This is a genomic window from Empedobacter sp. UBA5924 (genome assembly GCF_002431085.1).
GTDB classification, from domain to species: domain Bacteria; phylum Bacteroidota; class Bacteroidia; order Flavobacteriales; family Weeksellaceae; genus Empedobacter; species Empedobacter falsenii_B.
In genome coordinates this window covers 1-14,654 of record NZ_DJDM01000041.1, presented here as the reverse complement: position 1 = coordinate 14,654, position 14,654 = coordinate 1, and the positions used below count along the sequence as shown (strand labels likewise).

The 14,654-nt window shown below is 29.2% G+C and carries 13 protein-coding genes and 2 pseudogenes; 6 read left to right on the top strand and 9 right to left on the bottom strand.

The genetic code is table 11. The features are described 5' to 3' along the window. Together B3792_RS11930 and B3792_RS11925 are read right to left on the bottom strand one after the other, a co-directional pair. The coding region (locus B3792_RS11930) for an iron-containing alcohol dehydrogenase (protein ID WP_291069699.1) at positions 1 to 779 on the bottom strand (779 nt) is incomplete at its 3' end. A 69-nt stretch (positions 780 to 848) separates the two neighbouring features. Beyond that, entirely contained in the window at positions 849 to 1,724 is an 876-nt protein-coding gene (locus B3792_RS11925) for an AraC family transcriptional regulator (RefSeq protein WP_125350706.1), read from the bottom strand. Between the two features lie 289 nt (positions 1,725 to 2,013). Here B3792_RS11925 and B3792_RS11920 point away from each other — a divergent pair. After that, a pseudogene (locus tag B3792_RS11920) lies at positions 2,014 to 2,330 on the top strand (integrase core domain-containing protein); the annotation flags it as partial. Between the two features lie 175 nt (positions 2,331 to 2,505). Here the strand turns inward: B3792_RS11920 and B3792_RS11915 are convergent. The 3 genes from B3792_RS11915 to B3792_RS11905 all read right to left on the bottom strand — a co-directional run bounded on the left by B3792_RS11915 (position 2,506) and on the right by B3792_RS11905 (position 7,734). Next, entirely contained in the window at positions 2,506 to 3,210 is a 705-nt protein-coding gene (locus tag B3792_RS11915) for a hypothetical protein (protein WP_125112982.1), read from the bottom strand. A 171-nt stretch (positions 3,211 to 3,381) separates the two neighbouring features. Next, complete coding sequence (locus B3792_RS11910; RefSeq protein WP_291069695.1) at positions 3,382 to 7,050, bottom strand: DEAD/DEAH box helicase; 3,669 nt, start codon at positions 7,048 to 7,050, stop codon at positions 3,382 to 3,384. Positions 7,051 to 7,530: 480 nt separating this feature from the next. After that, a complete protein-coding gene (locus tag B3792_RS11905; protein WP_125350711.1) occupies positions 7,531 to 7,734 on the bottom strand; it encodes a hypothetical protein in 204 nt (67 codons plus the stop codon). A 142-nt stretch (positions 7,735 to 7,876) separates the two neighbouring features. Between B3792_RS11905 and B3792_RS11900 the strand changes: the two genes are divergently transcribed. Continuing rightward, positions 7,877 to 8,473, top strand: coding sequence for a ParA family protein (locus B3792_RS11900; protein ID WP_125350712.1), 597 nt, complete (start codon positions 7,877 to 7,879; stop codon positions 8,471 to 8,473). Then, the gene (locus B3792_RS11895; protein ID WP_125350713.1) at positions 8,473 to 8,691 is read left to right on the top strand and encodes a ribbon-helix-helix protein, CopG family; all 219 of its coding nucleotides are present in this window, start codon (positions 8,473 to 8,475) and stop codon (positions 8,689 to 8,691) included. Before B3792_RS11900 ends, B3792_RS11895 begins: the two co-directional genes overlap by 1 nt. A 39-nt stretch (positions 8,692 to 8,730) precedes the next feature. On the opposite strand, the gene B3792_RS11890 is transcribed toward B3792_RS11895, so the two are convergent. From B3792_RS11890 to B3792_RS11880, 3 genes are all read right to left on the bottom strand, one after another. After that, entirely contained in the window at positions 8,731 to 9,375 is a 645-nt protein-coding gene (locus B3792_RS11890; protein WP_125350714.1) for a nucleotidyl transferase AbiEii/AbiGii toxin family protein, read from the bottom strand. 3 nt (positions 9,376 to 9,378) lie between these two features. Next, positions 9,379 to 9,867: a helix-turn-helix transcriptional regulator gene (locus B3792_RS11885; protein ID WP_125350715.1), complete on the bottom strand. Its 489-nt coding sequence runs from the start codon at positions 9,865 to 9,867 to the stop codon at positions 9,379 to 9,381. Positions 9,868 to 9,944: 77 nt separating this feature from the next. After that, positions 9,945 to 10,958 (bottom strand): replication initiation protein, encoded by a 1,014-nt coding sequence (locus B3792_RS11880; protein ID WP_125350716.1) that lies wholly within the window; start codon positions 10,956 to 10,958, stop codon positions 9,945 to 9,947. 1,137 nt (positions 10,959 to 12,095) lie between these two features. Here B3792_RS11880 and B3792_RS11875 point away from each other — a divergent pair. The 3 genes from B3792_RS11875 to B3792_RS11865 are packed head-to-tail and all read left to right on the top strand — an operon-like array spanning position 12,096 to position 13,892. Then, entirely contained in the window at positions 12,096 to 12,503 is a 408-nt protein-coding gene (locus B3792_RS11875; protein WP_125350717.1) for a plasmid mobilization protein, read from the top strand. Further along, positions 12,478 to 13,338, top strand: coding sequence for a relaxase/mobilization nuclease domain-containing protein (locus B3792_RS11870; protein WP_125350718.1), 861 nt, complete (start codon positions 12,478 to 12,480; stop codon positions 13,336 to 13,338). Before B3792_RS11875 ends, B3792_RS11870 begins: the two co-directional genes overlap by 26 nt. A 14-nt stretch (positions 13,339 to 13,352) precedes the next feature. Continuing rightward, on the top strand, positions 13,353 to 13,892 hold the full coding sequence (locus tag B3792_RS11865; protein WP_125350719.1) for a hypothetical protein: 540 nt from the start codon (positions 13,353 to 13,355) through the stop codon (positions 13,890 to 13,892). A gap of 389 nt (positions 13,893 to 14,281) precedes the next feature. On the opposite strand, the pseudogene B3792_RS11860 reads toward B3792_RS11865, so the two are convergent. Beyond that, positions 14,282 to 14,654: pseudogene (locus tag B3792_RS11860) on the bottom strand (iron-containing alcohol dehydrogenase); the annotation flags it as partial.

Sequence of the window (14,654 nt, the reverse complement as noted above, 5' to 3'; positions counted from 1 at the left end):
CTTGGTGAGATAATGAGTGAATTAAATGCCAATCCTGCCATGAAAGACGCATCGTGCATATTTTGACGAGCTACGATATTATTTGGATTTTTCACCGCTTCTGGTAAATTTTTGAAAACGATTTCTAATCCACCTTTTGACAATACATCTGCATAATTGTTATCGATATTAGAAACATACGCTTCTACACAATGCGTTAATGCATCAAGACCTGTGTTTGAAGTAACATGTGCCGGCATTGAAGCGCATATTTCACCATCTACAATTGCGATATCTGGCGTTAATTCGTAAGAAACGATAGGATATTTAACTCCTTTTTCTCTATCTGTAATTACAGCTAATCCTGTTGTTTCTGTACCCGTTCCACTTGTTGAAGGAATCGCAATAAATTTAGCTTTGTTGCGTAAAGTTGGTACTGTAAACGGAGTCGTCATCGCATCAAAATCTGCATCTGGATGCTCGTAAAATACCCACATCATTTTTGCCGCATCAATCGCTGAACAACCACCCAAACCTACAATCCAATCCGGTTCGAAAGAACGCATAACTTCAGCACCTTTAAAACTAGTTGCAGAAGACGGATCTTCCTCAACACCATCAAAAATTGTAGTTTCTAAACCTGCTTCTTGCAAATAAGCCACTGCTTTATCCAAGGTTCCGTTTGCACGCATAGATTTACCACCTGTTACGATAATCGCTTTTTTCCCTTTGATATTTTTTAATTCTTCTAAACTTCCTGCTCCGTGGAATAATTCATTTGCAATAAATAATTTGCCCATTTTGAATATCTTTTTTTTACAGGGACAAAATTATTCATCGAAACAGCCTCAGTTGTTATCCATTTGCGACTAATGATTATACTTTTGCGCAAGTTGTTCTTGAAGCTGCGTTGGCGTCATGTGTAATTTGGCTTTTACAAACTTATTGAACGCGGCGGGCGAGTTGAAACCTAAATCCAATGCAATCTCTTTGTTGGAAATGTCCAAAAACATCAATTGGCGTTTAATCTCAGTAAGTAAACGATTATGAATGGCATCAATGGTAGTTTCTTGACAATATTGTTTGGTTACGGCATTCAATTTTTTTGGTGTTACGAATAGTTTTTCTGCGTAGAAGGATACATGTCTTTCTTCTTTAAAATGTTCGTTCAACAATTTTTTGAAAGCGATGTATAGATTTTGGTTGCTCGATGGTTTACCAATGATCGGATGCTGACCATGCACCGATTCGATTAATTCAAGCAAAAAAGTTTTGATATAAAAACGCGCTTGTTCTTTTTTAATCTGACTCGGTTGTTCGTAAATCTCTTTTACACGCTGAATGGTCAAAAGACTTTCTTTATATTCTTTATTGGCTAACACCGTACAATTCAGTTGATGCGAAAGATTTACGTTGTAAGCGCTCAATTCATTTTTCAAGATATCAGAGCAAAATAAAACTTCTTCAAAAAGGATGATTGTACCGCTAATGTTATTACTAAATGATTTTATAGAATGCACCTGACCAGGAAATACCACTGAAATTTTCCCTGCTTTCAATTGATGGGATTTGTCTTCAATCATTAATTCCATTTCTCCAGATTGTACCAAAAGAATGAAAAAGTGATTTTTCTTGTGCGGTTCTTGATACGATAAAAGGAGCTTTTCTTGAATATCTACCACACGAAAAGACAAGTTTCTATCTTCGTTTTTGTTAAGATATTCTTCTATTTTTAGCGTTGTCATGTACGTTCGTAATTCTTTATTTTGAATCGTTTATTTTCTTAAACACTAAAATTATAGTGGTTTTTTAAGGAATTACTACTCAAAGAATAATTCCTCTAATCAGTGAAAGTGTAAAACGATCAAGCATTTTCAAGTTGCAAAAATACTGGTTTTATAATAATTCATTGTCAACATTTTGTTTACGTTTGGACTGATGTGAATTTTGTTACCTCATTTTTTATAATACAATAATTTAAGATATTTCATTCAGAAAGTGCATGAAGTTTATATTTATTGCAACTTTACAGGGAAATTTCCATTTAGAATTAATACAATTCAAAAAGATAATGGGTACGGGTACGAATTTCAATCAAAATTTCATTGGCATGTTCAAGATTTAGGTATGAGACACCTATTTATAAAGGTAGGTACACCTCAGTTGAATGGGAAAGTTGAACGATCTCATTTGACAGATAAAAGAGAGTTTTATCAACTTTTAAACTACACAGATGATATGGATTTAAATCTGAAAAAGAAGAATGGGAAAAATTTTATAATTTCAATAGACCTCATGTTACATTTAAAGGAAAAACACCTTATGAAATACTAAAATCTAAACTAAAATAATTATATTTAATGTCTACGAGGTTATGAAGTACGACATTCCTATCAAAATATCTGCTAAACATAATTGATATTCTAAAACATAAAAAAGCCTCCTTATTGGAGGCCTTATATTTATATTTCTATTTTACATAAAAGCTGTTATAGCTTTTACTGAACCGAAGTTGTACGCTGTCTTTTATTCTTTACATAAATTTTCTCTAAGGATTTGTCCAATCCAACTTATACTAGCTACAATTTCAAAATCTGTAATTTCTAAACGATCTGCTAATATTTCATTATCTGATGGAATATATTTATCTCCATAATATTTTTCATCACCAACTTTAATATTGGGTTTTGTTACTCTGATTTCCATTAAGCCATATGATACAAATTCAGAACCACCATTGTCTAATTCCAATTCTTCAACATCATTTTCTATGAAAAACATTAAATCAGGCAACGGAGTTTTTTCAATAATATTTGTTCCTGTAATGAATTGGTCATAATCAATTTTTTTCTCTAAAAATGATTTAAAAAGTAAACCAGTAAGTGATGCTTTGTCTGTGTCTTCACACTTGTCAATAATAAATAATAATTTTTCGCCAACTTTTGTTCTATACTTTAAATCTTCTTCTATTTTATTAATTTGTTCTTCTATTTTATTTTCAGAAATTGATTTTAGTTCATATAAAAATGTAAGAATTTTTTTAAGAAATAGCTTATCCTTGATATTGGTTACTGTATTAAAAGTTCCTATAATTGTTGAAAGTAGTGGGACATCTTTTAGTAATCCTTCAGCAATATTTGAATCAATTACCACTTCAGTTAAGTCTTTGGTAACAGCTTGAAATTCCTTATCTTTTATGACTTGAATAAGATTTGTACCGAGTGAACTCATTTAATAATTTAGTTTTAGTAAGGTTGCGTACAACGGTTTGCAGCTTGGCGAAGTGGCGGAAATCGAAGTGCAAATGTTCTGTTTAGCACAAAAGTTCAATCGAAGAACTGCCGTTGAATTTAGCACTGAATCCGCCATTTTGCTAAACTGCTGTTGGGCGATCGTTATTATTTATTTGTTTATTATTTTTCTATGTTCGGCTTTTAATATGTTCGGTTTTTGCATAAATACTTTATCAAATAGAATTAATTTTTCTTGAAATTTCATTGTCACTTGATCTTTGTTGTCGCACCACCATTTGTAAAATTCAACAGGTTTATCCGTGTAAGGAATGCTTGCTTTTACTTGTTTGTCATAACCTTTAAAGTCAATTCGCAGATTTAGTCCAAGGCTATCACGAAAATGTTCAAAATGGTTTGCTTTAAGTTTTGAAACCAAAATTTCAAATATCTTTCCGTCAATTTTCAATTTGTGTTTCTGAAAGATTGTATGAAAACTGACAGGATCTTCAACTAACCAATCGGAAATTTTCATTGTTCTTATTCCTTGCTCGTTGTCGATTGTCAATAAACTTGTGCTATTGTAAAATGATTCTGAATTTGGATGAAAAATGTGAATGTTGTTCTTTTCATCTAATTCTGTTGCTTCAGCTTTAATTGGTGTAGAATTATTGTCTAAAAATTCTATGATGTTTAAATTATTTGCTTCGCCACCTTTATGTTTATCTAATAAAATATCAACATCTGATCCAAGGAAAAAATCCTCTACAAAATCCCAACGTTCATCGTTAGAAAAACTGCGTAAAAAGAAATGATCAAAGATTTGATTACTTAAATGATGTCTTTCTAAAGTTTTTGACAATAAGGTATTTGTATAATTGTTATTATTTGAATCTCTTTCAATTCTTAAAGGATCATTTATACGTATAAAAACCATTGGATTTTCTCCACCTTTAATTTCAAAAGTTCCAAGTTCGAGCATTTCTAAAAAGTATCCAAGCCTTACGTAATTTATTGAGTTGGATTCTTTATTTGTTACATATCGATTTACAATGTATTCGTCAGTATTTCCGAACAAGTTATTGAGTCTATTTGTAAGTGCTGTAAAACTTGCTAAATATTGGTTGTTGAAAATTCTATATTTATAGCCATCAATTTCTCTGCGTTGTTGTAAAAAAGCATTTGCTTCTATTACACCTGGTTGAATTAGTCTTCCTGAATATGACGAAAGTATGAATTTGCTAATTTTTTCCGCTTTTACTTCGTCATTTAAAAATTTATTTAATTCGGTTTCCAATTTTTTTTGATTGAAAAACGAACCTTCAAAATTTGCAAATATGGTTTGAATGTTTGCAAATAATGATTGTAGATTTTTATACAAATTGTTGAATGTATCTAATCTTTCAAATGACATTTTTAGTTGTGGAATAACTTCAATTCCATCGTTTCTGAATAAATAACCTGTATAGAAATCACGTTTTACGATTGGAAAACTTTTATCATTAAAGTTTTGATACCACAATTTGTCTAAATCAATTTCTACAATATTATTTCCATTTTCTAAAGAACTAATATGTGTAAATGTTTCAGCGTATTTTGCCCTATAAATTGATAAGTGTTGGTCGGAAATCCTTGCAAAAACTCGAACAAATAATTTTTTTGGTCTTGCAATAATTACGTTAAATCGAGTTTTTGCCAAATAATCCTTTTCAATCATCATCAAAGCCGTTAAAACTTTTTGGTCAAGATCAAGAGCATTTTCAAAAATATGTCCAAAGTCATCTACTGATAAGAGCAAGTTTCTGCTTTTATTGTTTTTTATGTATGCTTTGTGTATTTTTTTTAGTACTTCTTTTATTTGATATTGCCTCAAAGCAGACATTCCGTGAAGTGCTTTTGTAAATCTTTGATCTTGAGAAGAATAATTTAAAGCTGCAAATCCTTTAATTTCTGGTTTTCTTGCAACTCTACCAATTTCTTGAACATAATCAGGCAATAAACCCGAAGGTGCGTGATGATAAACCAACTCAATGTCGGAAATGTCTACTCCCATTCCAAATGCTTTTGTGGAAATCATTATTTTTTTCTGACCACTTTTGAATTGTCTAAATGAAAATTCCTTTTGTTCAGCAGGCATCGCACCATAATATCCTGTCGCAATATCAAGATTGTCATTGTTGAGTTTGTCGATTATTTGACGAATATGCTTTGTATATGGTGTATAAACTAAAGTTTTTAGACCAACTTCATTTATTTTTTTGATAAAATCTACCGTTTGAGTAAGTTTGTTACTTTCATAATTTGCAGAAAAACGATCGTGGTTATTTACAGCAAATGTAATATCACTTCTCTTGACTTGTCCAATAAAAACGTGTGGATTATGCATTACCAAACTATCAATACTATCAAAAACCATATCATTTGCACCGCCATAAATCGCTGTTGCAGTTACTGCAACCATTGGAAAACTTAAATTGTGATATTTCCTTACTTTTCTAACGTGATTGCCTAAAAACCAATAATCAACACGAAAATCTCTTCCCCAAGTTGTAATTAAGTGAGCTTCGTCAATAACGAGTAAACCAAGTTTTCTTTCGCCAATAAAATGTTTAATGTCATAAGACATAAAAAGTTCGGGCGACATATACAAAATGTCGATTTCTCCGCTTTGGCAATTTTCTATTACTCTTTCACGATCAATTAAACTTAATTCGCTATTTAAGTAAGCGACTTTATCAAAATTGCGATCTGTAATAATCGCATTAACTTGATCTTTCATTAATGCAATTAAAGGCGAAATAACAATAGTAATGTCGCCACTTTGAGAAACGTAAAATGCAGGTAATTGAAAAAGAAGAGATTTACCTGCACCGGTAGGTGCAGTTAAAAACAAATCTCTTGTTTTTTCATTTCTTTTTGAATTTTCGTATTCTTTAATAATTGTTTCAACAATTAAGCCTTGTGAAATTTCAGAAACTTGATTCCCAATGTCAGGATTGCGATAAACTTTTAATCCTCGAAATTCTGCTTTTTCTCCCCAATATTTTAGAAGCAAATCTTTTGTTGACTGATTAACTTGATAGTCTTCTTTTATTATTTCTTCTTTTAGAAGATTTAATGAACCTCCAAATAGATTTAATACATAATTTACTTTTTCAACATTTTTTATTATTGAGCTATTAATTGGCTGTTTAGGATAAATTTTTACAATTGCATTTTTTTGCAGATTGTTCTCTAAAATGCAGGAATTTAAGAAGAAATCTAATGCAGTTTGATCCGAACTAATATCAATATTGTCGAAATCTGAATTGTTGGATTCAATAAGTTTAGTCGTTTCTTCAAAAAGATTTATAGTTGTAAAATCATCGTTTAATGTCTTTACTGAATAAAAGAAGTAATCTTTTATTTGTATTTGTTCAACTTGATATATTGGTATTTTTTCTGGTCGTGTTTCGATATTTTCATCACTATTTTCTTCCAAATATTCATTTTTATTTATTGGAAAGAGTTGTCTTAAATTGTCTTGAATTATTGTAACTCTTTCTTTAAAGAATGAACTGTCAATATAGTTGATTAAGTAACTAAATTGAGCATAGGAAAGTAAATGGAATTGTTTTTCAGAATTCAATTTTGTAAAAACGTTTGTAAACCAATTTTTGTCAAACAGATCTTCATTTCCATTCAAGTGAAAAGTCTCCACATCTGTTATGTTGTCAAAAAGATTAGTTTTATCAATTAATTCCGTTTGTCCAAGAAGCACAAATATTTGATTTGTCTTTCCTGTACTTTGGTCAGTCAAAATTTCAATTGTTTTGTTAGAGTAGAATTCTGGAAATGTCATATTGTGTTTTTATTTGCAGTCTGTTTTGGTATAATGTCGCCCAACATAGTAATTTACGAAGTAAATAATAGAAAAGTTTCGTGAAATATTCCCTATATCCGTATTTCGTGTAATTACTTTGTTAAAAGTAATAAATTCTTTGATAGTCTATATTATCTAAATAACATTTGTATGAATAGCGAGGTTTTTATTTAAAATTTTTAAATTCTCAATCATGGATCACGAAACTCTACAATTGATACTTTATTAATCTATTTCATTACTTAACATAATTCTTATTATCTACCTAAATAATTTAGATTAAGTAATTGACTTTGTGTAAGTGCCGTTTTGGATAAATGATTCTGAGCTTGAAAATGCTCTGAAAACCGCATTTTTACGTTCAATGAACATATCCAAAACGGTCAAAAATAAAGAGTAAATCATCTCTTCTATAATGATAGTAAATCGACTTTTATAGAAGAGATGATTGTATATAAATTAAAAAATAACCAGGTTATCATTGTATTTTTTAATCTGTTTTTTGATAATAGAATCATACCAGGGCTTTTCTATATAACCTTTTTTATTGACTTGGTAGCCATCTTCAATTAGTAAAAGTTTACCAATAAATGCTTTAACAAGTGGATGATCTGGTCGATGAACCATCATAGATTGTACTATTTTATAATTTTCTTGATCCATTTCTCCGTTTTGAATATTAAACTCTAAAAAGAAACCTACGCTGACGTAATTATTATTTTAATGAGTTAAAATTACAATAATTATTTAATATATAATATAAATACATATATTTGTATATAGATATAAACGTATATACGTATTTATGAGTAAAATTATTACAATAGCCCATCAAAAGGGAGGTGTAGGAAAGAGTACATTAGCTCTTAATCTTTCTTATAGGTTCAGTAAAGATGTCAAAATAGCTTTAACTGATGTAGATCCTCAAGGTACTATTATGAATCTTCAGTCTATAGTTGAAGATTTTGATATCATCAATTTTAAGACGATGAAGAAACTTAGAGACTCGGAATACGATGTAGTTTTTATTGATAGTCCTCCTTATATTATCGATACAATTCAACCAATATTTGAAGAATCTGATTTTGTTTTAGTTCCAACAAAAGTTGGAGTTCCAGATATCATGGCAATTTCTACAACTATTGAATTAATCAAGAATGCCCAAAAAAGGAATAAAGATTTGAAAGCTGCTATTGTTTTGAATATGTTGAAACCAAATGTAAAAATTAAGGAACAAGCTATTGAGCAATTAGAAAAATACGAATTACCAATTTTGTCATCTATTCACGATAGAATTTCTTACGGTAGTTCTTTTTTAAATGGAGGAGTTATGGGAACTAATGATTCTCAAGCAAAAAATGAAATCGAAAAGTTGTCTAATGAAATTTTAAATATGTTGTAATGGAAAATGCTTTTGATAAATTAAAAAATATTCAAAAATCTAATCCACCTAAACAAAAAGTAGTTCAGGTTAAGGAAAGTAAGAGAGATAATGAGAAAAGTTATATGCTTTGGTTAAATAAAGATTTATTAAAAGATTTAAAAAAGAGAGCAATTGAAGAGGATTCTAACATGAAAGAAATCATAGAGAAGGCTTTAAATCAGTATTTAAGAAAATAAAAAGTAAATACGTATAAATGTATATACATTTATACGTATTTACTTTTTTACTAATTCTTCGAAATCATCTTTTATAAATTCCCAATATTTCCCCCTTAAACAAATTGGATCGAAATCATCATCAGCTATTGAAAAATTTGTCAAATTGTGATGAATTAATTTAGGATCATGGCTATATGGATACCGTTTCTCATGGAGTTTAATCATTTCTGAAATATCGTATTTGTCTAGTAACTCATGTAAATCCCAAAAATCTTTCTTTCGTCCACCTCTTTGAATTACATCAATTTTCATTGCAATAATTTCATCAATTGAAGCTAATCTAATATTATCAATTACAATTTCATTTGTAATGAATGGATCAGTATAAAATATATCAAGTTTTACAGAATTATCTTTATTATCTCCAATGGTATAAGATTTTCCAAATGCAGGAATTAAGTCAGAGTTAAAATCAAGATAATTGAATTTTGAAAGAAGAAAATTTTCTATTGTGTCAAAATCAATCGAACCATATTCAATATCTGAGAATAAATCAATATCAATTGAAATTCTATGACCTAATTGTAAACTTAATGAAGTTCCTCCAACTAATCTAAAACCTTTAAATATATCAGAAACCATCAGAGTTTCTAAACTTGATTTAAGAATTGGATTGACTGTATTATAAAATAAAGCACTCATAAATTAAGATTCTAAATGTAGATTAATTGGTAGAGTCGAGGAAGAATTTAAAGCTTCAATAATTTTTTCATTACCATAAAATCGAATTATTTCACTTTTCTCTTCGTTATTCCCTCGTTCAAAAATCCGTTTAATAATTACTTTATAATTTTTAATCCAATTTAGCTTATCAAAATCTGTATCCCAAAATAATACTTTTCTTATTAAAGAAGTATTTGGTGTGCTCTTTTGTAATTTTTCTTTCTCTTTATTTATATCAAAATATGTCTGAAGTAAAACAAGATCGCCTTCATTTATATTTAATTTATCTTCAATTTTCAACGCTAGAGAAATAGGTAAACTTCTCTTTCCTTTTATGATAGCATTAAGCGTTTGAGGATGTTCCCCAATACTTAATGCAAAAGGACGTTGTTTTATAGCTCGTTTTTTTAATTCACGATCTAATACAATACCTGGATGAATTCCTTTATATTTTTCTGAAATTGAAATCATATACAAATATAAGCAAAAATGTTTACAATTTGTTAATTGTATATACGTATAAATGTATTTATTTAAATACGTATGTATTATTTAAGATAAATTTCTTCAAACTTTTTTTCTACTTTTTTCTTTAAAGCACCTATTATAAATCCTTTTCTATTGTCTGCATAAGAAGAAGGCTCTCTAATTTCTGCTAAGAAATCTAAAGTTTCTTCTTCTGAAAAGTATTTATAAACTGATTCAAATAAATTTAAATTATTATTAAGTTCTCGTTCAGTAAACTGAAAATTATGAGTTAAGTAATCTTCAATGTTTTTTGGAATAAACCAACGATTTGACATTTTTTTGTTCAAGTTTTGTTTCTTGATATCTTCGTCTTCAAATTGTGGTTGGTAAATTGGAACGAAATGTATTGATGTAATTTTACGTCCTGTTTTTATTGTCTCATAATGGAAAGTATATGGAGAACATTTATCAAGCTCTTTTTTTGCAGAGACAATAACATATTTTATAAAATCTTTATTTTCTTTATACTTATCTGTAATACCAAACATCTCTTTCAATTTTTCTATAGAATAATTTATTGGTGTTTTTTGAGCTGAAAACAATTCATAAAATCTCATAGCATAAATGCTTTCAAATTGCATAGCTACCTTTAATTCATATTTTCTATATCCTTTCGAAAAATCCATTAAAGCTTGATAAATGAAATCTGCCACATAAAATGTGACATTCTCAGTACGAGTTTTGTTAATTTCTACATTAAAAACAATACCAGCACTTCTATAAACATCTTCATCTTCGTATTCAATAATTTTTTGTTGCAACCCTTTCAAGGCTTTTTTTATTCTTGAGTGATTTTTATCTGTTTTACTATCCTCTGTTGTCAAAAAAGCAGAAATAGGCATTACATATTCTTTAGATTTGAATAGAGTAGAATTGACTTGATATCGATCACTCAGTTTCTTACCTTCAATCAAATTTTGATTAAGCTCTATAATTCGATATAAAATCCTTTTTTCATAAACACTGAAGTCATACTTAGCAGTAGTAAGAATATAAGATTGCAAAACTTCTTTGTTCTTTATGGTTATACTCATTATAGTTTTAATTAGGAGTTGATGAATACAAATATATTAAAAAGGAGTTACAAAAACAAACTCCTAATTAGTATTCAAAAACTCCTAGTTGACATACATATTAGTATTCAAAAACTCCTAGTTAAGTATTCAAAAACTCCTATTTAGATATTTCTAAATGCTCGCAATGTATTGTATTATAGATATATATACGTTTTTTATCGAAAGTCGATAAGTTATGTTATATAAGTTATGTTATAATTAATACAAAAACATAGTGTTTTTAGTTTTTAAGGATTCATTTTTCTCTGAAAAATTGACTTTTAGGAGTTCGCTTGAATTGTACTGTTTTCGTTAGAGTGGAAAAACAAAAACAAATTGACGTGACTTTTTTATGTGCACCAGGGGGCGGCGCGATTTTTTTCAACTTCAATAGATTTTATCTATTAAACATTTGATTATTAGATTTTTAACTGTAATTTTGTCAGTCAATTTAATGTATAATCGTTAAATTTGGAAGCGAAACGATGATGAACGACTTCTTTTGAGGTCGTTTTTTTGCGTTTTAAGCGATGTTTTGTTTTTTATATAGAATTCGTTGGAAATTTACTGATAGTCTATTTATTATGCTAAGAAGTACATTAGGCATGATGTTTTAGCTTGCAGAAACAAATGATTTTGAATTCATTCTTTATTATGAATAGATTTTTTTAGATGGAAAAATCTATCAAAATTGAAAAAGCATATAGTAGAATATGGATTTATTTTTTGCGTTATTTTTATCTTTATAACTAATTCAATATTTGTGCTTATTCATTATATTTTGTATCTTGCCTTAACTGAATTTATAAAAAGGAGTTTTTTAGATCTGAAAAAATGATGGAGAATAAGTTTGAAAGCAGTAGTTTAGCTTAATATTTTGTGCAAGATGTACCTTTAGCAATACAAAAAGCTTAAAATCTACCATTTCATTCCGATTTTATCTTTTCTTGTGCTAATCAGGTTCTCTTGTTTTGTTCCCTTAATCGGTCACAAAAGTTTCCATCTTCGATGGATCATTTTATTCTAAAATGCTTCTCTTGAAACAAAGTTTCAATTCATTTTTAAAGGTATTTTTATAGATGAAGTCGTTTTTTTTTAAGTTTTATTTCTTGTATTATGGATGAAGAAATCAATTGGGAAGATTTTGTAAAGAAAGAAGAACTTCGATTTGATCGAAGTCAATATGGAAAGCTTGGAGGACGACCTAAAAAGGAAGCGTCAGATAAAAAATCGAAATCCATTTACATTCGTGTATCAGAAGAAGAATTTGCTTTATTACAGAAAAAAGTAGTCTCTTCTGGACAGAATCAAAGTCAATATTGTCGAAATGTTTTATTGAAATCAGGAGTAGTTCCTGCTATTCAATCAGCAGGAACAAATAAAGAATTACAGCAATTTCGAACACATTTTAGTCGAATTAGTAATTATATGAAGTTCAAAGATCCTCTTTTGAATTTAGAAGTTATGAAAGTAATTGAAAAAATGAATCGTTATTTAGATGATCGGAATAGGGAGAACCACTAAAGGAAGTATAAAGGCTATTGCTTATGCTTCTCGTGAAGAGAAGGCAGAGCAGAAAGCTTTTGCGACAGAAATTAGTCGTAATGGTCTTGTAGGAGAGAATGCTCGTGCTATTTATCATGAACTTATGGCTGTGGCTCATCAAAATCATCGTGTAGCTAAACCTTTTTATAATGTGGTTTTATCTCCTTCAGCTGGACATACACTTAATTGGACGTTGGAAGATTGGGAAAAGTTAGTGGATGATTTTTTAAGTAAAAAGGATTTAGTAGTTAATCAGCATATTGCTTATTTACATCAAGATACAGATACTTCTCATTTGCATTTAATTGTAAATCGTATTGATTTTAATGGAGAGAATAAAGTAAATCAACGATTTATAGGTATTCAAACCAGTACAGTAGCCAATGAATTAGCAAAAGATAGAGGTTGGGAAACGGTATTAGAAGAGAGTAAGAAAAAAAGTGATCAGCAAATTCAATTGTACGGAAATGTGTTGATGAATGGACTTAAAGAGAGTTTTAATTTTGAGGATTTATCGACTAATTTAAAAGAATTAGGGTATGGATTAAATCTTCAATTTGATCAAAATGAACGATTAAAAGGCTTGAAAATTTTTCAATTTTCGGAAGTTTTAGAGAATGAAAAACGAAAACAAAATAGGCAAAAACCTAAAAATTATGGCGTTAAATTTAGTGAGCTTTCACGTGGACATGAGAGTTTTAAAAAACTAAAAGCGGTTAATTTACAGGTGTTTTTAGAACAGAAAGCAGAGAAAGCAAAGCTTCAACAGGAGCAAGAAATAAAACCAAAAAGAAATTTAGGAAGAAGATTTTAAAATGAATTAAACTTATGAATGAGAATAATAGACCAAAAAGTCCAGGAGAAATTTTAGCTGCATTGAGTGCTGAAGGTAATAGAATAGAACAGTTAACGAAAGAAATTGATGAAAAGATTTATGCTTTTTATGGGGTTCAAAAGCAGTTTATTGAGAATGGTAATTTAATTACAGCTGAACAGAAAAAGGTTTTAGATGATTTAAAGAATTATAAATTGCCTGAAATCTCATTGGATGCTTCTGCTAAAAAGCAATTTGAAGAAGTAAAGCAGTATGAGAAAAATATACGTAAAAAGGATCGTACAATTCCATATTTAATTTTAATCATCTTTCTTTTGACAGCTACTTTTGTCTATTTTTTTAATCAAGATTTACGCGTTAAAAAGGAGGTCAAAGAAAATTTAATCAATGAAATTTATTCAAAAGGGGATACTATTGTTCCGAAAAAAGACTTTGATCTATCGGTTAAAAATATCAATATTATGAATGAATGGATTAAGAAAAATCCAAAGGATAGTGAAAAGTTTATTAAATTCTTCAATGAAAAAAAATAAAGGGATTTAACTCCAAAAATAAAGGATAAAACTGCTGTATTTTGGTGTAACAAATTGTTTTTCTATTTAAACGTTTAAGGAGAGTGCGTAACGTAAGTTATTTAGTAATAATTGTTTAATTTTGTTGTGTACCATTTTTGTTTTTAGCCAAGCTAACTTTTTGATATGTCTTAACAACCCAATTTTTAGGTGGTCGTTTTTCTAGATTCATATGGTCAAGTTTACCAGATTCTCCATTCTTACACTGGAAGTTTAATTAGTAGATACAAAAACATGAATGTTGTTTTTTTGTTTAGTTGAGAAACATAGATTTCTTAAAAAATACGATTTCATCCATAAAAAAATAGCCAATCGAAGTTGACTATTTTTGTTTTATTAATTGTTTTGAATTATCCTTCAAATACAACACCTTCGTAACAAGCATTGTAGATCGCTTTCAGCTCATCTAACGTTGGTTTGCGTGGATTGAAACCTGTACAAGGATCTGCTAAAGCATTAGCCGTAATATAATCGATGTTTTTGTCCCAATCTTCTTTCGAGATTCCAAACTCTTTAATCGAACTGATGTTGTTCACTTCGGCACGTAAAGCTTCGATCGCTTGTGCTAAATCTTCAGCCGTTTCTTTACCAATAATTTTTGCTAAATCCGGAAAACGTGGCGATACTTTCGCGTTATAACGAATTACGTTTGGTAAAAAGATCGCGTTGGAAGCACCGTGAGGAATACCATACAACGCACCTACTTGGTGAGATAATGAGTGA